General features: G+C 68.0%; 22 protein-coding genes and 1 tRNA gene. 13 read left to right on the top strand and 10 right to left on the bottom strand.

Features of this window, described 5'->3' with window-relative positions; all coding sequences use genetic code 11:
• The first annotated feature begins 34 nt into the window (after positions 1-34).
• Complete coding sequence (locus tag FYW95_RS20860; protein ID WP_159944255.1) at positions 35-289, top strand: cell division protein CrgA; 255 nt, start codon at positions 35-37, stop codon at positions 287-289.
• Positions 290-497: 208 nt separating this feature from the next.
• Complete coding sequence (locus FYW95_RS20855; protein ID WP_201294962.1) at positions 498-1,391, top strand: YwqG family protein; 894 nt, start codon at positions 498-500, stop codon at positions 1,389-1,391.
• Between the two features lie 82 nt (positions 1,392-1,473).
• On the opposite strand, the gene FYW95_RS20850 is transcribed toward FYW95_RS20855, so the two are convergent.
• Both FYW95_RS20850 and FYW95_RS20845 read right to left on the bottom strand, forming a co-directional pair.
• Entirely contained in the window at positions 1,474-2,391 is a 918-nt protein-coding gene (locus FYW95_RS20850) for a rhomboid family intramembrane serine protease (protein ID WP_201294961.1), read from the bottom strand.
• 27 nt (positions 2,392-2,418) lie between these two features.
• Entirely contained in the window at positions 2,419-2,943 is a 525-nt protein-coding gene (locus tag FYW95_RS20845; RefSeq protein ID WP_160050673.1) for a peptidylprolyl isomerase, read from the bottom strand.
• A 288-nt stretch (positions 2,944-3,231) separates the two neighbouring features.
• On the opposite strand from FYW95_RS20845, the gene FYW95_RS20840 reads away from it, so the two are divergent.
• Positions 3,232-3,834, top strand: a complete 603-nt coding sequence (locus FYW95_RS20840; RefSeq protein ID WP_159944253.1) for a hypothetical protein — start codon at positions 3,232-3,234, stop codon at positions 3,832-3,834.
• A 112-nt stretch (positions 3,835-3,946) separates the two neighbouring features.
• Here FYW95_RS20840 and FYW95_RS20835 read toward each other — a convergent pair whose 3' ends face one another.
• The 3 genes from FYW95_RS20835 to FYW95_RS20825 all read right to left on the bottom strand — a co-directional run bounded on the left by FYW95_RS20835 (position 3,947) and on the right by FYW95_RS20825 (position 7,053).
• A complete protein-coding gene (locus tag FYW95_RS20835; RefSeq protein ID WP_159944252.1) occupies positions 3,947-4,573 on the bottom strand; it encodes a DUF1707 and DUF4870 domain-containing protein in 627 nt (208 codons plus the stop codon).
• A 190-nt stretch (positions 4,574-4,763) separates the two neighbouring features.
• A complete protein-coding gene (locus tag FYW95_RS20830; protein WP_159944251.1) occupies positions 4,764-5,078 on the bottom strand; it encodes a WhiB family transcriptional regulator in 315 nt (104 codons plus the stop codon).
• Positions 5,079-6,318: 1,240 nt separating this feature from the next.
• Positions 6,319-7,053: a helix-turn-helix domain-containing protein gene (locus tag FYW95_RS20825; protein ID WP_236572266.1), complete on the bottom strand. Its 735-nt coding sequence runs from the start codon at positions 7,051-7,053 to the stop codon at positions 6,319-6,321.
• A gap of 421 nt (positions 7,054-7,474) precedes the next feature.
• On the opposite strand from FYW95_RS20825, the gene FYW95_RS20820 reads away from it, so the two are divergent.
• From FYW95_RS20820 to FYW95_RS20810, 3 genes are all read left to right on the top strand, one after another.
• Positions 7,475-7,753, top strand: coding sequence for a hypothetical protein (locus tag FYW95_RS20820; RefSeq protein WP_160050672.1), 279 nt, complete (start codon positions 7,475-7,477; stop codon positions 7,751-7,753).
• A 204-nt stretch (positions 7,754-7,957) separates the two neighbouring features.
• Positions 7,958-8,443: a GntR family transcriptional regulator gene (locus FYW95_RS20815; protein ID WP_160050671.1), complete on the top strand. Its 486-nt coding sequence runs from the start codon at positions 7,958-7,960 to the stop codon at positions 8,441-8,443.
• 49 nt (positions 8,444-8,492) lie between these two features.
• Positions 8,493-9,005: an HD domain-containing protein gene (locus FYW95_RS20810; protein ID WP_160050681.1), complete on the top strand. Its 513-nt coding sequence runs from the start codon at positions 8,493-8,495 to the stop codon at positions 9,003-9,005.
• Between the two features lie 4 nt (positions 9,006-9,009).
• On the opposite strand, the gene FYW95_RS20805 is transcribed toward FYW95_RS20810, so the two are convergent.
• Together FYW95_RS20805 and FYW95_RS20800 are read right to left on the bottom strand one after the other, a co-directional pair.
• Complete coding sequence (locus FYW95_RS20805) at positions 9,010-9,483, bottom strand: NUDIX hydrolase (RefSeq protein WP_160050670.1); 474 nt, start codon at positions 9,481-9,483, stop codon at positions 9,010-9,012.
• Positions 9,484-9,495: 12 nt separating this feature from the next.
• On the bottom strand, positions 9,496-10,233 hold the full coding sequence (locus tag FYW95_RS20800) for a DUF5919 domain-containing protein (protein WP_160050669.1): 738 nt from the start codon (positions 10,231-10,233) through the stop codon (positions 9,496-9,498).
• Positions 10,234-10,518: 285 nt separating this feature from the next.
• Between FYW95_RS20800 and FYW95_RS20795 the strand changes: the two genes are divergently transcribed.
• The 6 genes from FYW95_RS20795 to FYW95_RS20770 all read left to right on the top strand — a co-directional run bounded on the left by FYW95_RS20795 (position 10,519) and on the right by FYW95_RS20770 (position 15,805).
• On the top strand, positions 10,519-10,926 hold the full coding sequence (locus FYW95_RS20795; protein WP_160050668.1) for a plasmid replication, integration and excision activator: 408 nt from the start codon (positions 10,519-10,521) through the stop codon (positions 10,924-10,926).
• Between the two features lie 104 nt (positions 10,927-11,030).
• Positions 11,031-11,282: a hypothetical protein gene (locus tag FYW95_RS20790; RefSeq protein ID WP_160050667.1), complete on the top strand. Its 252-nt coding sequence runs from the start codon at positions 11,031-11,033 to the stop codon at positions 11,280-11,282.
• Positions 11,282-12,691 carry an FtsK/SpoIIIE domain-containing protein gene (locus tag FYW95_RS20785; protein ID WP_160050666.1) on the top strand — a complete coding sequence of 470 codons (1,410 nt, stop codon included), beginning with the start codon at positions 11,282-11,284 and terminating at the stop codon, positions 12,689-12,691. Before FYW95_RS20790 ends, FYW95_RS20785 begins: the two co-directional genes overlap by 1 nt.
• Positions 12,691-14,373 carry a replication initiator gene (locus FYW95_RS20780; protein ID WP_160050665.1) on the top strand — a complete coding sequence of 561 codons (1,683 nt, stop codon included), beginning with the start codon at positions 12,691-12,693 and terminating at the stop codon, positions 14,371-14,373. The genes FYW95_RS20785 and FYW95_RS20780 overlap by 1 nt, the downstream gene beginning before the upstream one ends.
• Entirely contained in the window at positions 14,370-14,579 is a 210-nt protein-coding gene (locus FYW95_RS20775) for a helix-turn-helix transcriptional regulator (protein WP_160050664.1), read from the top strand. The genes FYW95_RS20780 and FYW95_RS20775 overlap by 4 nt, the downstream gene beginning before the upstream one ends.
• Before the next feature lie 26 nt (positions 14,580-14,605).
• On the top strand, positions 14,606-15,805 hold the full coding sequence (locus tag FYW95_RS20770) for a tyrosine-type recombinase/integrase (protein ID WP_160050663.1): 1,200 nt from the start codon (positions 14,606-14,608) through the stop codon (positions 15,803-15,805).
• A 94-nt stretch (positions 15,806-15,899) separates the two neighbouring features.
• Here FYW95_RS20770 and FYW95_RS20765 read toward each other — a convergent pair.
• The 3 genes from FYW95_RS20765 to FYW95_RS20760 form a co-directional block, all read right to left on the bottom strand.
• Positions 15,900-15,972, bottom strand: a tRNA-Ala gene (locus FYW95_RS20765).
• Between the two features lie 194 nt (positions 15,973-16,166).
• Entirely contained in the window at positions 16,167-16,289 is a 123-nt protein-coding gene (locus FYW95_RS28415) for a DLW-39 family protein (protein WP_014912962.1), read from the bottom strand.
• Positions 16,290-16,462: 173 nt separating this feature from the next.
• The gene (locus tag FYW95_RS20760) at positions 16,463-17,296 is read right to left on the bottom strand and encodes a helix-turn-helix domain-containing protein (RefSeq protein WP_159944250.1); all 834 of its coding nucleotides are present in this window, start codon (positions 17,294-17,296) and stop codon (positions 16,463-16,465) included.
• Between the two features lie 222 nt (positions 17,297-17,518).
• On the opposite strand from FYW95_RS20760, the gene FYW95_RS20755 reads away from it, so the two are divergent.
• The gene (locus tag FYW95_RS20755; protein ID WP_159944249.1) at positions 17,519-17,827 is read left to right on the top strand and encodes a hypothetical protein; all 309 of its coding nucleotides are present in this window, start codon (positions 17,519-17,521) and stop codon (positions 17,825-17,827) included.
• Positions 17,828-18,617 lie beyond the last annotated feature (790 nt).

Raw genomic sequence — 18,617 nt, 5'->3', positions numbered from 1 at the left:
TTTACGAACCGCCCCACGTACTGGAGCAGCGACCGTGCCCAAGTCCCGCAGCGATCGCAAGAAGAAGGCCGTCTACACGCCGCCTCCTTCCAAGGAGAAGCCCAAGGTCAGCCCGCGATGGCTGGTCCCGACGATGCTGGGCTTCTTCGCCCTGGGCATTCTCTGGATCGCGGTCTACTACATCGCGGGTTCCCAGATCCCCTACATGCAGGACTGGCAGAACTGGAACCTGCTGATCGGGTTCAGCGGCATCATCGTGGCCGTCATCCTGTCCACACGCTGGCACTGACCGCGGTGCGGACGGTTTCCGAGTAGCCCCCCGCACCCGCTCCGAACAGCACCGACACACGTTTTCCACAAAGTTGTCCACAGGCTGTGGGCAGCTCTGCCCGGCATGCCCGCACAGTCTCCGACGCGGGTACGCAACCCCGGGGCGAACGTCCGTCCCGGTGCGTAGGGTCCCGTCACCGGCACAGGCCCGAGCACCGGAGGCACAGGTGACCCGTCATACCCCGCCCCGCCCCGTCGACGTGGAGGGACTCTTCCCCGAACTGGTCCCTCTGCGCCGGGAGGCGGTGCGCCTCCACCCCCGCGCGGGCGACCCCTCCTTCCGCGACAGCTCGGTCGGCGGCCCGCTGCTGTGGCCCGCCGACGCGCCCTGGCCGGTGTGCGCCGAGGAGCACGAGGACATGGGCTACGGCGCGCCCCCCGAGGACGGGGCCTCCCTCGTCCCGGTCGTCCAGGTCCACCGGGAGGACGCGCCCGGCGTCCCCTTCCCCGAGGGGCGCGACCTCCTCCAGGTCCTGTGGTGCCCCTTCGAGCACGGCGAGTTCGCCTACCCCCTGCCCCGCGTGTACTGGCGCGCCGCCGACGCGGTCGGTCCGGTCCGCGCCACACCCCCCGCGCCCTCCGGGGCGCCTCCCGACTCCGTGCCCGACCCCTGCGCGGTCCACCCCGAGCGGGTGACGGAGTACCCCGGCCGGGACCTGCCCCCGGAACTCTTCAGGGCTCTGCGGGAGCGCTTCGACCGGCTGGAGGCGGACACGGGCCTGGAGTACGAGTACCACCTCGCCGAGGCCCCCGGGATCAAGCTGGGCGGGTACCCGGGCTGGACCCAGGACCCGGTGTGGCCGGACTGCGCGTCGTGCGGGCAGCGCATGGAGCACCTGCTCACCGTGGCCAGCTGGGAGTACGGCGGGGACTCCTGGCGCACCTGGCTCCCGGCCGAGGACCGGGCGGTCGTCGACGGGGAGGAGGCGCCCCGCCCCGGGCGGGGGCGCCCGGTCCGGGAGGCGGCGGGCCTCATGCTGGGGGACGCGGGCGGCGTGTACGTGTTCGAGTGCCGCTCGTGCCCCGGGCGCCCTGTCGGGCACTGGTTCGACTGCTCCTGAGACCGGAGGTCCCCGCCGCACGCGGTGGGGATCCGCACGCGCCCGGGCCCCGGAGGAGGACTCCTCCGGGGCCCGGGCGCGGTCAGCTGAGGACGATCAGCGGAGCGGTGACCACCAGGGCCACCAGCAGCGCGGCGAAGGCCGCGGTCAGCAGGACGTGCGTGACGGTCCGCGCCGTGTTCCCGGCGGACCGGCCCGGCAGGTAGGCGAACACCGCGCCGAGGAGGAACCCGGCGACCAGCCCGCCGATGTGCGCGGTCCAGGAGATCTGCGGAACGACGAAGGTCAGCACGAGGTTGACCGCCAGCAGGACGCCGACCATCCGCAGGTCCAGGCGCAGGCGCCGACCGATCACGAAGACCGCCCCGAAGAGCGCGAAGATCGCGCCGGAGGCCCCGACGGAGAACTGGGCGGGCGCCGCGAGGACGCTGAGCACCGAACCGGCCAGGGCGCCGAGCACCCACAGGGCCAGGAAGCGGCCGTGGCCCAGCCAGCTCTCCAGCTGGGTGCCCAGCACGTACATGGCGTACCCGTTGAACAGCAGGTGGAAGACGCTGCCGTGCAGGAAGGCCGCCGTGATCAGCCGGTACCAGTCACCGCCGAGCACGCCGAGGAGGGCCCCGTCCTCCGTGTGGCCGAAGCCGAGCATGGCGAACTCCCACACCAGCGGGGAGGAGCCCGCCCGTCCGACCGGGTCGGACGTACCCAGCTGGGCGATGAACCCGGCCACCATCAGCCCCAGGATCGTCCACGTCACGTAGGGCTTGGCCACCGGCCTGCCCCCGAACGCGGTCCGCGCCCGGCGCACCCCGCGGTTCCCCTCCGAGACGCAGGTCGGGCAGTGGAAGCCCACCGACGCCTCCACCATGCAGTCCGGGCAGATGGGCCGCCCGCACCTGTGGCAGCTGACCCCGGTCTCCCGGTCGGAGTGGCGGTAACAGGTGCGCGAGGCATGGGGGCCCGGTTCGGACGATGCTCCGGACGGCGGGGATGCGGTCATGGGCGGGTTCCTCCTCGGGGCGTCTCCCTAGCGGGTGATCTCGATGCTGTTGATCACCACGTCCTCGCGCGGACGGTCCTGGGAGTCGGTCGCCACCTGGGAGATCGCGGTGACCACGTCGTCGCCCTCGACGACCTCGCCGAAGATGGTGTGGCGGCCGTCCAGCCAGTACGGCTTGTCCACGGTGATGAAGAACTGCGAACCGTTGGTGCCCGGGCCCGCGTTGGCCATCGCCAGCAGGAAGGGACGGTCGAAGCGCAGGCTCGGGTGGATCTCGTCCTTGAAGGTGTAGCCCGGACCGCCGCGACCGGTGCCGAGCGGGTCGCCGCCCTGGATCATGAAGCCCTCAATGACCCGGTGGAAGATGGTGCCCTCGTACAGGCTGTCGTTGGACGGCTTGCCCGTGGTGGGGTCCATCCACTGTTTGGAGCCCTCGGCCAGTCCGATGAAGTTGGCGACCGTCTCCGGCGCCTCCTCCTCGAACAGCTTCACGACGATGGTTCCCTTGGAGGTGTTCAGCCGCGCGGTGGGCTGACCCGTGGAGTCCGACACCTACGTGCCTTTCGATCGACTTTGCTTACGTGCTCACGTTACCCGTCCGCGGTCCGGGACCGGTGTCCGGGCAGATCGCCGCGGTCGGCGGCGCCCGCGGAACCGTTCCACGGAGAAATGCCGCCGGGCGGTGTCGATACGTAGATCACACACGGAGAGGACGTATGTTGAGATAACACCCGGATAACGGGGAAGGACGACGTAGGAGAAGCCGCCCGTGTGGCGACAACCGTCGGCCGCACCGGGTGGGGAACGCAGAACCGGTGAACGATCGAAGGAGCTGACGACGTGCCTATCACTTCCAAGCGACACAAGGCACGCAAGGAGGCGGAGGTCACCCTCTCCCGCCTGCAGGACCTGGCCCGTGAGCAGGCCGACCGGATCGGTCCGTACGCGGACCAGGCGCGTGACCAGGCCGCTCTGAAGCTCCTCCAGGCCCGTGGTTGGACCGCTCCCCGGTTGGAGAACGCGGCGCTGCGCGTGGAGAACACCGTGGCGCCCCGCGTGGCCGGGATGCTGACCGCCGCGGCGCACCGTGTCGACCCGAAACCGGGCCGCCGCGGGCTGCGGCTGACCCGGCGGGGCAACCGCCGTGTCCCCCGCGGAATCCTGGTCGGGGGCGCCGCCGTGATCGGCGGTCTGGTCGTGTACTCGCTCGTGCGGATGCGTCAGGCGTCGCAGGACGCCGAGTGGCAGGAGCACCTGGACCAGGCGCGCGACCAGGTCCGCGAGACCAGGGAGAACCTGGAGGAGAAGGCCTCCGAGACGGCCGACAAGGCCAAGGAGGCCGCGAAGGAGACCGCGAAGACGGCCAAGGGCAAGTCCAAGGAGACCGTGCGCACGGCCGCCGGCGAGAACCGGGCCCAGGAGAACGGGCAGCCCGGCCGCTAGACCGAACGACGAGAGACGGACCCCGTCCGCGGGGCGGGTCCCATCCCCTCAGCCGGGACGGATCCTCCGTCCCGGCTTCGTCGTGTCCGGGACGGCGGCACGGCCGGGCCGCTCAGTTGTCCTTGAGAGCGCGGAAGAACATGGGGTAGCGCCAGTTCCGGCCCATGAGGCTGGCGATGGTGGCGATGGCCGGAAGCACCACCCATCCCAGGGCGACGGCCGCCGTCACCAGCAGCGGGAACAGCAGGAAGAACAGGAACGCGCTCGCGAGGCCGAGGACGATACAGAAGATCTGGAAGTTGAGCGCCTCCATCGCCTGGCGCCGCACGTAGGGCGAGACCCTGTCGCTGAGCACGAAGAGCACCAGGGGCGCCACGACGGGGAAGAAGTAGTTCCCGCCGTGCGCGACGGCGGCCACCGCCCGCTCGGCCGGGGTGCTCGGCAAAGGCGTGCGGGGGTCGGTCTTCTCCCCGCCCGCCCGGCCACCGAAGGAGCCGAAGGGGGAGGAGGCCCGGGGCTCTCCCGCGGGCGTCATTCCCAGGTCCTCGGTGAGCGGAACCAGGTCGGCGCCGAACTTGGCCCGCATGGCCTTGTCCGTGCGCTCATCGAGTTCCAGCTCGTTGATCTGACCGCGACCGTAGGCCTCCTGGAGGACCTTGATGGTGGCATCGCGTTCAGCGTCGGTGAGGCGGATCTGCGGTTCCGAGGGACGCCTCGCCGGGTGCTGAGGATTCTGCACGGACACTCCCACTCCCAACGGCGACGGGAGTACGGCACTCATCGGCCGTACTCCCTTCATGATGCGCCATCGGGCCGGCCGGGGCCATCGGGGCCGACCCTGATCCTCCCCTGATCCGGAACTCCCCCTCAGGGCGGAGAACGCCCCTACTTTCGTCTGCGGTGCCGGGGCTCCCCTTCCCCGGCCGCCCCTAGTTGCGGGCCGGAACGGGCACAGGCTGGTCGGCCCGCTCCCGCTCGTAGCGGCGCTCCGCCCTGGTGAGCAACTCGTACCAGTTGGTCACGTCCTTGCGGCGGCGCAGCAGGGCGCGGCGCTCGCGTTCGGTCATGCCTCCCCAGACGCCGAACTCGATACGGCTGTCGAGCGCCTCGGCCAGGCACTGGGTCCGGACCGGACAGCCCCGGCAGATCAGCTTGGCGCGGTTCTGGGCCGCACCCTGCACGAACAGTGCGTCAGGGTCGATCTCACGGCATTTGGCGCGGGCCGCCATCTTCTCATTCCACATGTTGCCCCACTCCCAAGATCAGCATGTGTGGTGATCGGAACCCGCCGACTGGCGCGACCGTCGGCGGGGTGAGGAGAAGCGGTCCGATCCGAGGACGGTGTCACCTCGCCGGGCGGGGGGCCGCACGGCTCGTCTCCGGGGGTCGCTCGTTTCGGCGCGCTGTCTCCCTCGTTGTCGCTGGTGTCGAAACTACGGTTCGTCCCAGTTCACCAACAGACCCCAAGAGGCCTATTTCTCATATGGCCCACTAGGACCATTGCACTAAGAGGAACTGTCATCATACACATACGGAGAGTCACTGCATGTGGTAGGGACGGGTCCGCGTAACCAGAATGCAAGGTTGGATCCCGGCCTTTTCCCGGCAGGCGCATGACCTGGGGTTTCGCATCGCGGCAAGGAGGTCGGTCCCGGCCCGGACACCCCCGGGCGAAGAGGACTCTGCGTCATCCGCATCACTCGAACGGGCTATACGGACCCCAGAACCCGCATGACCCAGAGGACACCAAAATCGCCCCGGATAGGGCCGAACAGGCCTACTGATTAGTAACCAAGGTGGTTTATCCGGGCTGTCTTATTCGCGGCTTGGAGTCCGATATCTCAGGAATTGCAGGCGAAGGCCCCGAAGAGACCGAAGAGCCCGGAAAGCAGCGAGGCGGCCCCGCCCGGCGGCTGTCAGCCGCCGGGCGGGGCCGCCTCGGAAGGTGTGGAGCCAAGGGGAGTCGAACCCCTGACCTCCGGTATGCAAATCACTTGAGCACGGCCATCCGACCTGCGGAACCCCCAGTGACCTGCGCTGATGCATCCGACCGCTTCCCACCGTTACCCGCCGGTTCCCGGGGTCGTGTGCACTGAATGTGCATCGTCCCGGACCCCCGAATCCGCCTCCGCCCCAGGTGGGATGTCCCGTTCAGAGTACGCCCGCCATGACTCCCCCGACCCCTGTATTCGGCAACCACGGTTCCGGGCCGAGGTGCCCGATAGCGCCGGAGCCGGTCACCCGAGACAGTGCGTGTCGCGCTATCGGGTGCCTCGGGACCGAACACGCCAGCAACCAAGGCGGGCCGTCCGGGGCCGGCACTGGCTCTGTCGGATCACCCCCGGCGCTGCTCCTCCGCTCCGCCCGGCGCCCGTCTCGGGACCGGGCGGCAGCCCGCAGCCCGAGACGGGCGCCGGGCCGCGCGACGGCGCTCGCGCCGTCGCCTTGATCCCATACAGCCCAATTCGGCAACGGTACGGCTGGCTATGTGGTCACGGGCTCGGCGTCCTGCCACACCAGGCCAAAGCTCCGAACGTAGGTCTCGGCCATGGCCGGGGACAGGTCGCGGTTGATCTCGACCACGGGTGACTTCGCCGCTGGAAGCCCGTAGATGTGCTGGTTGACGAGGAGTTTTCTCTCCGTCAGGTAGACGGAGTTGTACAGCGTGGTCGAATGCTTCCTGATCTCGACACCGTCGACCTCCAGAAGCGTTCGGAAGAGCAGCAGCGCATTGCTCGCCCTGGCCGCCAACGCCTCGCCTATCCGCTCGTCTCTTCCCCGTTGTTTGACCTGCTCGGATTCGGGATTTCCCAGGAGGATGCGAACGCTCACGCCGTCACGTGCCCGCGCTCCGAGAACGTGCAGGATTCCCGCGTCATCCGCCAGGAACAGGCCGCTGTAGACCAGGATGCCGATTTCCTGTTCCGCTTCGCTGAACAGATCGTGCCAGACCTGACGGGGTACCTCCCAGCGGTGCGGGTAGACGCGGTGGGCGTGCTCGGAAAGCGGTGCGCGGTCCTCGCGGAGCTGGCCGTCCAGCGGCCAGAGACGATCCTCCTGAACCTGGAGGAGATCAGCCAGTGCCCAGCGGTGCCGGGGGTAGGGCCGTTGGCCGAAGATCCAGCGGCGCACGGTCTTGGGGTCGACGCCGAGGTGTGCGGCCACGTCGGTCTCCGTGAGCCGGGACGCGGCCAGTGCCCTGCGCAGTGCGGTGTTCACGTCGGTGCCCTCCGGGGGGTGCGGAACCCCGACGATAACAGAAGACGTCCCTAGACGTCCCTGAAGTTGTCCGATACGTGGTACACATGTCCGCTCACTCAGAGCATCGTTTCCGCATGTAAGAGGGCTCCGGCGCAGCGAGCGTTCCCGCCGGGGCCTCGCCCGACTCATCAGGGAGAACCATGCGGAATCTGATCCCGCACCTGCGGACGCGCGGACCCACAACACACCGGTCTTCCCGGGCCAAGCCGCACGCGCGGCTTCCGTTCACCCCTCCGCCTCCGGCTCATCCCGTCGCCCCTCTCGCGCGGGTGGTACGCCCGTACGTCCTGCACAAGGGGCACCGGCCGGTGACGATCGACCCTTCCCGCCTGGGCCTGGAACTGCTCCTTGAGATCTCCCGGAGGGAGGTCGTAGCGGCATGACCCGTGAGCCTGCCCCGAACACCCTGCTCTTCCTTCTCCAGCGCCACTACGGGGAACAGTGGTCGATCCGCCGCCACGGGGGCCTGTGGATCGCGACCGCCACACGCCATGACGTCACGCACGCGCCGACGCTGGTCGAGGAGAACGTAGAGATCTTCGTTCACCAGCTCGAATACCCGCCTGCGGGGATAGGCGTCTCCGGGCTGACCGGTGAACGCGTCACCGAGAACGGGCTCCGCGTAGGGGCCACCGAAGACGGTCCTCCCGAAGGGTGAGGACCGACCGTAGGTCAGCGCCGCCGTTCGCGTTCATCGGCGTTGGCTCTGCGGTTGGGGCGTCCGCCGGATGTCGATCGAAGGGGAGGAGCCCTCGGGCTGGGTCGACACCGGCGGACGTCCATGAGCTTCGAGTTGCACACTGGTTAGAGTTCGTGCAATAAACCGTCTTTCGCTTTGCGAACTCGCTTCGGAGGAACCTGTTTGAGTCCGCGTACCCCATGGGGGACCTATCACCAGATCGCGGAGTCCCTACGCGCTCGCATCACCAGCGGGGACCTCGCCCCGGGGCACACGCTTCCCTCCGAAGCGGCACTCCGCCAGGAGTTCGGCGTCTCACGTACGACCGTGCGCCGTGCTCTGGCCGAACTGGAGGCGGAACGCCTGATCAAGGCCCTTCCCGGGACCGGTCGTGTCGTGTGCACCGCTGAGGAGCGTAAGAGCGCACCTGCGGAGGAAACCCCGCTTGCCCAATACCGGCGCATCGCCGCTGACCTACGGGAACGCATCACCAGCGGACACCTTGCCCCGGGGGACGCCCTGCCCAGTGAGGCCGCGTTGGTAGACCAATACGGGGTGTCACGGGGGACAGCTCGGCAAGCCCTCTCCGAACTGGAAGGGACCGGGCTCGTCGTCGCCGTGCACGGTAAGGGACGGTTCGTCAAAGGGGCCGAGACGACCGCAGGCTAGCCTGGTACATGTGGGACATGTTCACTGGGCGCGGGATCTCGCGCGAGAACTGCTCGAACAGCCGCTACCCCGACGCTGGGCGCACTCCCAGGGGGTAGCCGAACAGGCGCGCTCCCTCCGTTCCATGCTCGGCGCACATGCCGACCTGGTGGAAGCCTCCGCCTGGCTGCACGACATCGGATACTCCCCTGAGTTGGCGACCACGGGCTTCCATCCCCTTGACGGTGCCCGGTACCTGCGCGAGGTCCAGGAGGCGGACGAAACCTTGGTCTCCCTGGTGGCCTACCACTCCTGCGCCGTGGTGGAGGCCGAGGAACGGGGCCTGCTCACCGCGCTCAAGGACGAGTTCGACGCTCCGCCGGAGGATCTGCTAGACGCGCTCACCTACGCGGACATGACCACCGGCCCGGACGGTGCCCACCTGCCGGTAGAACGTCGCCTGTCGGAGATCCTGAAGCGCTACGCCCCTGAGGACCTGGTCCACCGCTCCATCAGCCGTTCCTCACCGCTGCTGACTGCGTCGGTGCGGGCCGTGGAACACCGCCTGGCTGAGGTCGGCTGACCGCTCATCCGATGTGGGTCGGACCTCCGCTGAGGAAGTGGTCCACGCGCATCCGCATGGACCGGTCCATCCGGTATCCAGCCAGTTCGTCTTTGGGTACCCAGACGACTTCCTTGGACTCGTCGCTCGGCGTGGGCTCTCCTGCGAGCGGGCGGGCGGAGAAGGCCATGGAGAACTCCTGGCGGGCCTCGCCGTCGCTGGTGTAGTAGATGATGTGCCTCGGGTCGCTGTAGATCCCGATGATCCCGGTGATCTCGCAGGTGACGCCGGTCTCCTCCAGCGTTTCCCGGACGGCGGCCTGCGGCACTGACTCGCCGAGGTCGACGGCGCCCCCGGGGACAGCCCAGTTGTCGTTGTCGGTGCGGCGGATCATCAACACCTCATCGCGGTGGTTGACCACGAACACGTTCACCGACGGGACGAGGCTGTTGGCGGCTGGGGCCTCGGGGTCGTCGTAGTAGTCAATCCGCTTACCCATGGACTCTTTCCCTCAGTCGAGTGCGGTCGCCTCGGTCCAGACCTTCTCGTAGCTCTCCAGGTAGGTGCCGACCAGGGTCCCGCCCGGGATCTTGCGCAGGTGGAAGACCGGGGCCTCCGAGGCCATCGCGCCGTAGACGTGCGTGTTGACGATCAACTGATCATCGGCGCGGTAGATCGAGTTGTACAGCGTCGTCCCGTGGAGTCGGAACTCCGTGCCCTCCACCTGGCGCAACGACCGGTAGAGCACGATGACGTTGCGGATCTTCGCGGCCAGGAGCTCGTTCAACCCCTCGTCCCGGCCGCGCTGGGCCACCGCCTCACTGTCGGGGTCTCCCAGCAGGACGCGCACGCGAACCCCGGCCTTGGCCTTGTCCGCCAGCAACGTGATCATGCTCGGGTCGTCAGCGAGGAAGAATCCGCTGAAAACCAGGATCGAGATCTCCTGCTGCGCCTCCTGGAACAGCCGCTTCCACAGGTCGGTGGGCACGCTCCACCGGTGCGGGTAGATCTGGACGATCTCGCTCTGTGAGGCGGCCTTGCTCTGCTCGGGGGACAGGGCCTTGGGCCAGAGGTAGGTCTCCTCCACGCCGAGGTAGGCCGCGGCCGCGTAGCGGTGCCGGCGGTAGGGGGTGCGCCCCTGGGTGATCCAGCGCTCCACGCTCTTGGCGTCCACGCCGATCTCCTCGGCCAGATCAACCGGTGTGGCCCCACGCTGCAACAGCGCGGCTCGCAACCTCTCGTTCGGCATGTACCCCGGGATTCGCAGGATGTCTTGGGACGCGCTCACATTATCGAGACGTCCTGAACACGTCCAGCCATGTAGTGATCTCGTCCCGGCCCTTCCGGGGATGGTGGAACCGTCGCCGCAACCCAGAGTGGCGGCGGACACGACAACCACAGACAAGGCGTGCGGTGACCACTGGTCGCCAATTTCGATACATGCTATACATGTATCTATCCCTGGTGCGGATGATCGCGTGTCGATCATTCCGGGATCGTGAACAGCTCAAACGAGAAGAACAGGACTGCTCTTATGGCTATTCAGGGTGCGTTGCCCGTCGCGTTCGGGACGGTGTTCCCGCATGGTGCCTTCGCTCTGGGCGTGGAGGCGATCACCGACTTCGAGACCAAGCGGCCCCAGCTCGACAAGGACACGGGCCTTCCGCTGTGGGCGGTGGACGTGATCGACGCCGACCCCGAAGCGCGGGGCAAGGCCAAGTCGGTCAAGGTCAAAGTTGCCGCCGAGGTCTGCCCGACCCTGCCGGACGAGGTTCCGGGGCTGCCCTTCCGACCGATCGAGTTCGAGTCCATGGCGGTCATGCCCTACGTCGACGACAACGGCCGTCGCCCCCGGGTCGCGTACTCGCTGCGGGCCCGTGGTGTGAAGGCTCCCGGCGCTTCGGGTAGTCGCCGTGCCCCGGCGGCGAAGGACGCCGCCTGACCCCCACACGCAAGACGGGGCGGCCTGGTGCGCCAACACCTCGGCCGCCCCTTGAACCCCTCCTGCAAGCCCTTGCTCAAGCTTCGTGAAGAGGTGTCTTCAGTATGTCCGATTACCCCCGTGACCTGTCCGGGCTCAGCGGCCCGGAACTGGTCCGCCTGCTGCTGGACGCGACCCGTACCCCGCCCCTGACCGATGCCGAACGCGCGGACTTCTTCGACTTCAAGGCCCGTGTCTTCGCCATGATCGCCGACCGGGACGGCAACCCCGCCGCCTCCCGGTTCGCCGCTCGTGCCCGCGCTGACCGTGACCGGCTCCTGGCCCGGATCGAGAACGAGAACAGGGGTGAGTGGTGATGCGACAGCCCAAGATCGGGGCCACCCAGACCTCCCCGACCCTGCCGACTCCGGCCCAAGGGGTGCGCTGGACGACACCCATCGTGGAAACCCCGGGGATCGTGGTCCTGGCCTCCTGGATCTGGCGCCTGCTCCGGTTCCTTCTCACCCTGCCCTTCCGCTTCCCCGTGATGGTCGCCTGCCTGACCTCCTCGGTCGGGGCCTGGTGGTGGCTGGACTGGCACGGACTGGCCGCGCTCTGGGGCTTGGCCGCCGTGGTGTCCCTGGTGTGGTGGCGCACCTGGCCCGACTCCTACCGGCGCTGTGTGCTCCTGCGGCTGCTGGCCTGGTGGCGACATGTGTTCGTCTACCGCCGTCACTGGCAGCCGGTGTTGGTGATCTCCGGGTTGGCTGAGTCCTACCAGGAACGCCGCTACCTGCCGCGCATCCGCCGCGTCACGTGCGACACCTGGGCGGACAGGGTCCGGGTGGCTCTCGTGGCCGGAACCGCTCCGGCGGACTTCGAAACGCGGGTGGTAGAGCTGGCGCACGGGTTCGCCGCGCCCTCCTGCCGGGTGATCGTCAACGGTCCCCGGGACATCACCCTGGAGTTCCCGCGCAGGGACACCCTGTCCGAACCCCTGGAAGCCCTGGACATCCCCGATTCCCCGGACCTGGGGGCGCTTCCGGTGGGGCGGTGTGAGGACGGCTCGACCTGGTTTCTCCGGCTGCACGGCACGCACGTCCTGGTGGCCGGGGTGACCGGTGCGGGCAAGGGCTCGGTGCTCTGGTCGGCGGTGCGCGCCCTGCTCCCCGCCGTCAAGGCCGGTACCGCGCAGGTGTGGGCGATCGACCCCAAACGGATGGAACTGTCCTACGGTCGCGACCTGTTCGCCCAGTACGCGGACACGGGTGAATCCGCGGTGGCCGTGTTGGAGCGGGCCGTGGCCGACATGCAGGACCGGGCGTCCCGGTACGCGGGGCGACAGCGTTCGCACACTCCCACCACGCAGGACCCTTTCGTCCTGGTGCTGCTTGATGAGGTGGCGTTCCTGACCGCGTACCACCCTGACCGGGACATCCGGAAGCGGGCGGAGAATGCGATCGCCACCCTGACCTCACAGGGCCGCTCGGTCGGCTTCTGCGTCCTGGTCGCCTTGCAGGACCCGCGCAAGGAGGTCATGAACCTGCGCAACCTGTTCCCGGACAAGGTCGCCCTGAGGCTGGACGAGGCATCGCAGGTGGACATGGTCCTCGGTGAGGGCGCCCGGGAACACGGGGCTGGGGCCCACCTCATCGACCCGTCCTTGCCCGGGGTCGCCTACGTCCGCCTGGAAGGCTCACCGACTCCGGTCCGCGTCCGGGCCGCCTACGTCTCCGATGACGACATCACCGCCATGGCCGCCGCCTACGGCACGGGGGTGGCCTGATGCCCACTCCCACCGGAAAGACGACACGGGCTGAACGCCTCGCGCAACCGCTGGCCCGTGAGGTGGCCGAACAGGTCGCCGCCGACCACGGCGTGTGCATCCGGCCTGTCTCGCTCCGGCGAACCGGCATCGCCACCGGACAGACTGAGGTGATCGACGTTCCGTGCGGGTCCACGCTGGAATCCCGGTGTCCGGCCTGCGCTCGTCGTAAGAGGTCGCTTCGGCGGACCCAGTGCGAAGAGGGCTGGCACCTGGCCACCGAACCCGTGGTGGAACCCGACCCGCCGACCGAGGTGCAACGCTCCTGGGTGGAACAGCGGGCCGTGGTCACCGCCGAACGGGACCGGCTCGCCGCCACGGGAATGGCGTCGGCTGAGGACCTGGCCGCGCTGGACGCGGCGATCGCGGACCTGGACGAGGAGATCACAGCCTCCGGCCTTCGAGGCTCGGTCACCCGCTCCGCTTCTTCCTCGCCGGGGTCGCGTCGGGTGCGCTCGACCAAACGCCGACAGGACGTACCCGACCTTCCTAAGCGACCCATGACGAGGAAGACGGTCGGACGGGCCTTCACCGACCCCAACACGGGCAAGGTGTTCCGGCCCTCCCTGTTCATCACTCTGACCCTGGACTCCTACGGTCGGGTCCGCTCGGACGGTACCCCCGTCGACCCCTCCACGTACGACTACCGGCGGGCCGCACGGGACGCGCTGCACTTCTCCAAACTGGTGGACCGGTTCGTGCAGAACCTTCGACGGGTCGCGGGCTTCGATGTCCAGTACTTCGCGGCCGTGGAACCCCAACGGCGCCTGGCTCCGCACCTGCACATGGCCACCCGGGGCACGATCCCCCGGGCGGAGCTGCGCCAGATCGCAGCCGCCACCTACCACCAGGTGTGGTGGCCCCCGGCGAACCGGGTGCTCTTCGAGGGCGACCACCTGCCGGTGTGGGACGAATCCGCGGAGACCTTCCTCGACCCGACCACGGGTGAAGTCCTGCCCACCTGGGATGAGGCGCTGGACCTGGTGGACGCCGACCCTGGGGCGGAACCCCATCACGTGGTGCGTTTCGGCCGTCAGGTCGACGCCAAAGGGGTCGTGGCCGGGTCCGAAGACGCGTCCCGGTGTGTGCGCTACCTGGCCAAGTACCTCACCAAGGACATCGCCGAGTGCCACGCCGCCGAGACGACTCGCCAGGAACAGCACGTGGACCGGCTCCTGGACGCGCTCCGCTTCGAACCGTGCTCGCCCCGGTGCTCGAACTGGCTGCGCTACGGCATCCAACCTGAGGGCGCAAAGGCTGGGATGCGCCCGGGGTTCTGCCGCTCCAAGGCACACCGCCGCGAACACCTGGGCTACGCGGGCCGTCGCGCCCTGGTCTCGCGCAAGTGGTCGGGAAAGACCCTCGCCGACCACAAGGCGGACCGGCTCACCTGGGTCCTGGAATCCCTCGGCGTCAACCCCACCGACGAGGACCAGGGCGACGAGGAGAACCGGCCTCCCGTGCTGTCCTCGGTCGCCTCGGGCTCCTTCGCCTGGGAACTGGCCCGTCCAACTGACCCCGACGTGGCCCCTCGGGAGCAACGACTCCTCCGCGCGGTGGGCGAAGCCCTCAAACGCCGCGCACAGCTCGACGCAGCACGTACCCCCGAACACTCGGCAATTCAGGAAGGCAGGGTCGCGTGAGAACGAAGACGGTTGCTGTAGCCGTTACTGAACACCGCCGTGAGCAATCCCTGTGGTCGGTGAAGGACGCCGCCACATACCTACGCATTCCACCTAAAACGCTCTATGAATGGCGATACAAGGGCGACGGCCCTCCCTCCCACCGCGTCGGCCGGTACGTCCGCTATGTGCCCTCCGAAGTGCACGCCTGGGTCCGTTCCCAGTAACCCCCACTTGGAAAGGAAACGGCCTTATGGCTCGCGCATGGGTCTACGACCGCACCAAGGAGAAGTCCTACAACGAGGCGGTGAAGAAGGCCAAGGAGGCCAGACGTACCCCTCCGGCCCGTTGGATGGTCCGCTACTACGACCCTGCTGGAAGGATGAAGAGCGGTGGCACCTTCAAGAAGAAGCCCGACGCGGAGAGACGACAGGTCGAACTTGAGGGCCAGCTGAGTTCGGGCACGTTCCGGGATCCATCCGCCGGGAAGATGACGGTCGGAGAGATCGCGGAGAAGTGGCTAGAAGCCCAACACCACCTCAAACGGTCGACTCGACGTGATTACCGTGAATACCTGGACAACTACGTCCTTCCCGCCTGGGGAGACGTGCCCGTGAACCAGGTGCGTTTCGAAGCGGTGTCCGACTGGGTTAATCGTCTGATCAACGAACCGGGAAAGCGCGGGGGCAAGTTGAGCCCCTCCTATGTGCGCAAGGTCTACTACGCACTCTCTCAGGTCCTGGCCTGGGCGGTGAAATCCGGTCGGATCATGGTGAATCCCGCCAAAGAGGTGGCTTTGCCGATGATCGTTCCCGGCAAACACGTGTACCTCGATCACGTCCAGGTGGAACGTCTGGCCTCCTGCTCCGGTGAGTACCGGGTCCTGGTGCTGCTGCTCGCCTACACCGGTCTCCGCTGGGGTGAGGTCGCCGCCGTGAAGGTCGGCCGAATCGACCTGAGACGTCGACGGGTCCACGTCGAAGAGACCTTCGGTCGGGAGTCGGGCAAGCTGTACCTGGAGACTCCGAAGAACCACGAACAGCGTGCCGTGCCGATTCCGGGCTTCCTCCTCAAGGAGCTCCGTGCCCTGTGCGGGGGCAAAGCGGCTGACGATCTCGCGTTCACCGCTCCGATGGGCGGGCCGCTGCACTACGACAACTTCCGACGACGCGTCTTCACTCCGGCTGTGAAGGATGCCGGTCTCGCCGAACTGGACGTGACGGTTCACAAGCTGCGGCACACCGCCGCGTCGCTGGCGATCGCCGCTGAGGCTGACGTCAAGGTCGTACAGACGATGCTCGGTCACAAGACCGCGACGATGACGCTCGACACCTACGGGCACCTCTTCCCCGACCGGCTGGACGAGGTGGCCCGGAAGATGGGTGACAAGCGCGCCGCGTCCCTCCGAAAGGCCAAAGCCGCGGAGACGAAGAAGCGCGGTCGTGCCGCCTGACGAAACTCCGGCAATGTGCACTAAATGTGCAACGGCCACCCAAGCTGTACGTCTGGGTGGCCGTCGTCATGTCTGTAACCTGCGGAAATGGGAGTGGAGCCAAGGGGAGTCGAACCCCTGACCTCCGGTATGCAAAACCGGCGCTCTGCCAGCTGAGCTATGGCCCCTCGGAACCCGGGCACAAGCCCTGGCCACTATGCAGAGCATACCTTCATCGGAAGGTGGTCCCGCTCACCGAGCGGGGCCGCGCTCGGGTCCAAAAGCAGCACAAAGCCGTGGGTCGCACCCCGGGATCGTCGGCCCACCCACGTCTTCGTGTCACTCAGGAACTGGCCGGGACGGTGCGCACCGCACCGTTCGGTCAGCTCTCGCTGGCCGCCGTGGCCTCGGTCCACAGGTCGAGCTCGGCGCGGTCCGCCTGGATCTTGCGGTAGACGGCGAAAGCCCCGAGGGCCACCAGCGCCAGGACGATGATCTTCTTCACTGTCTGGACCCTTTCGGTAATTCGATGCGTACACGCGGGCACCCGTCCGCGACGGGGCTCCGCAGAGAACTTTATGAGGTTGTCACCAAGCAGACTAGCAAGCTGTTGGGGGCGGTCCCCGCCACAGTGGACGGATTTCCACCAACTTCTCGGAGTGATGTGCTTCCGTGTCCTCAGGTCAACAATGCCATGCGCCGCAGGATACCCAGCGTGGTCTGCGGAGACGCCGCTGTCCGGGTGAGTGCCGACCACACGCGCTTGCAGGCCGCCACCGACTCCTCGGCCTCCACGATCGTCCCTCCCTGGGTGGCCTCCACGTAGGCCAGGGCCGACTCGTCCTCGTCGAACTCCAGCACCGAGAAGGGCCCGGCGACACCGGCGTGCGGACCGGCCGAGGTGGGCAGCAGCTGCACGGTGACACGGTCCGAGCCCGTGGCGAGCTCCAGGATGCGGGTGGTCTGGGTCCGCAGGAGCCCCAGGTCGCCGGACACCCGTTGCAGGGCGTCCTCCTCGACGATGGCGTGGTAGCGGACCAGGCCGCCCTGGTCGAGGATCTCCTGCCGTTTGAGGTAGGCCGCGACCATGCGCTCGACCGCGCGCCCGTTGTGTCCCAGGGCCCGGGCCACGGTGGCGGTGTAGTCGGGGACCTGGAGGAGGTCGGGGACCAGGATGCCCGCGTAGGCCTGCACGGAGACGGCACCGGCCTCGTTGCCCACGTACGCGGACGACAGGACGTCCTCGTACTCGGTCCACCACGGGCGCAGCCGCGACTCGCGGACGAGGGTCAGGATCGCCTCGCGTTGTCCGCCGGTCACCCCGTAGAGCTGGAGCAGGGCCGAGATCTCCATGACCGAGGGCCACTTGCGGATGCCGGTCTCGATGTGGCCGAGCTTGGCGGGGGACCACTCCAGTTCGTCGGCGACATCGCTGAGGGTCATCCCCGCCTGTACGCGGCGACGACGGAGTTCGGCGGACAGTCGCCGACGGCGGACCGTGGGGCTGGTCATAACGCTGTTCCCATGACACAGAGTGGCGGAGGTGTACCACCAGCGAAACATGGCGTCTAGCATCTAGCAATGCACTTCTAGAAAACAGCTGCCGATTCGATGCATTAGGGCGGCCGAAAACGCGGCCCCCGTGGACGGTGTCCACCGTCCACCTGAGGAAACCGCGTACGATGCTTGAGGCGCCTGTTTCGGCGGGCGTAACCACACACGTAGAGGAAATCCATGAGCTACCCCATTGACGACGCAGAGCAGCTGATCGCGAACGCGGAGGCGGAGATGCCTCCGAGCACCCGGTCCCGTCTCATCGCGAAACTCCGGATGGGGAGGCACATCGACGACGCCGCGGGAGAACTGGGCGTCAGCCCCGCACAGGTCTTCTCCACCGCCCGCATCCTCACCGCCTTCGGCGACCAGCTCGACTTCACGCTGACCGAGCAGCGGGACCCGTCCCTGCCGCACGGCACCGTCACGGGCTACAACAAGCGCTGCCGCTGCCCCGAGTGCCGCGGCGCCCTGCAACAGCGGGTCTGAGCGCGCCAGCGGATCTGAGCCAGCACTTCTGAGCCGACTAGCTGCGCTAACGCCTCGTTAACCGAGACTTCTCAAACCAATAGGGCCAACACAGGCTTATCGGCCCCTGGTCGGGGAAAACCGCAGAACATGAACGAGCACGTGGACTGGTCGGCGATGAGCGAAGAGGACTTCGTTGCGCTGCTGCGGCAGCTCATCGAGACCCCCGAGGCTGACGAAGACTAGGCCGACATCCCCCGAGGTTCTGACACGACCCTCGTCAGCGGGAGTTCCACCCCCGGGACCTCCTGCGGTCAGGGCTGCACGCCGCCCTGGCACCGGCTCCTGAGACGCCTGAGGCAGCCGGGTGGACCTGCCGTCCCCGCGCCATGCCCCGGGCAGGAGCTCCAGGCGGTGTGCCGTCTCCCGTCGCGCTGCCCGCCCCCGTGCTCCCAGAGGCCGGCCGGGCGAGACCGAGGGCCGCTCCGGGCGCTCCCAGCGGCGTGCGTCGCGCCAGGGATGGCCCGAAGGGCCGGGGGATGTGACCGCGCGTCCCCAGCCGCGGTTCCGCCTGTGGAGGAGTTCCGCTCGGGTTCCTCGCTCCGGGATGCTGTCCCGGGATTTGCGCGTGGAGCGGTGTGTATTCCGGTTTTTCACAACCGGACAACCCCCCGGCACACAACAAAAAACACACAAAAAAAAGGGGGCCGCCCACAAAGGACGACCCCCCCACAACAAACCGTGGCAGCAACCTACTCTCCCACCCCACCACAGGGCAGTACCATCAGCGCAAAGAGACTTAACGACCGGG

This window comes from Nocardiopsis sp. FR4, assembly GCF_009830945.1.
Lineage (GTDB): Bacteria > Actinomycetota > Actinomycetes > Streptosporangiales > Streptosporangiaceae > Nocardiopsis.
Note: the sequence above shows the minus strand (reverse complement) of the source record. Positions and strands in the feature narration are given on the sequence as shown.

Coding starts and splice junctions, on each gene's coding strand:
- FYW95_RS20850 (WP_201294961.1), bottom strand. CDS start 2,391: ATGACCGCATCCCCGCCGTCCGGAGCATCGTCCGAACCGGGCCCCCAT.
- FYW95_RS20830 (WP_159944251.1), bottom strand. CDS start 5,078: ATGTGGAATGAGAAGATGGCGGCCCGCGCCAAATGCCGTGAGATCGAC.
- FYW95_RS20820 (WP_160050672.1), top strand. CDS start 7,475: ATGACCCGTGAGCCTGCCCCGAACACCCTGCTCTTCCTTCTCCAGCGC.
- FYW95_RS20805 (WP_160050670.1), bottom strand. CDS start 9,483: ATGGGTAAGCGGATTGACTACTACGACGACCCCGAGGCCCCAGCCGCC.
- FYW95_RS20800 (WP_160050669.1), bottom strand. CDS start 10,233: ATGCCGAACGAGAGGTTGCGAGCCGCGCTGTTGCAGCGTGGGGCCACA.
- FYW95_RS20795 (WP_160050668.1), top strand. CDS start 10,519: ATGGCTATTCAGGGTGCGTTGCCCGTCGCGTTCGGGACGGTGTTCCCG.
- FYW95_RS20790 (WP_160050667.1), top strand. CDS start 11,031: ATGTCCGATTACCCCCGTGACCTGTCCGGGCTCAGCGGCCCGGAACTG.
- FYW95_RS20785 (WP_160050666.1), top strand. CDS start 11,282: ATGCGACAGCCCAAGATCGGGGCCACCCAGACCTCCCCGACCCTGCCG.
- FYW95_RS20780 (WP_160050665.1), top strand. CDS start 12,691: ATGCCCACTCCCACCGGAAAGACGACACGGGCTGAACGCCTCGCGCAA.
- FYW95_RS20770 (WP_160050663.1), top strand. CDS start 14,606: ATGGCTCGCGCATGGGTCTACGACCGCACCAAGGAGAAGTCCTACAAC.
- FYW95_RS20760 (WP_159944250.1), bottom strand. CDS start 17,296: ATGACCAGCCCCACGGTCCGCCGTCGGCGACTGTCCGCCGAACTCCGT.
- FYW95_RS20755 (WP_159944249.1), top strand. CDS start 17,519: ATGAGCTACCCCATTGACGACGCAGAGCAGCTGATCGCGAACGCGGAG.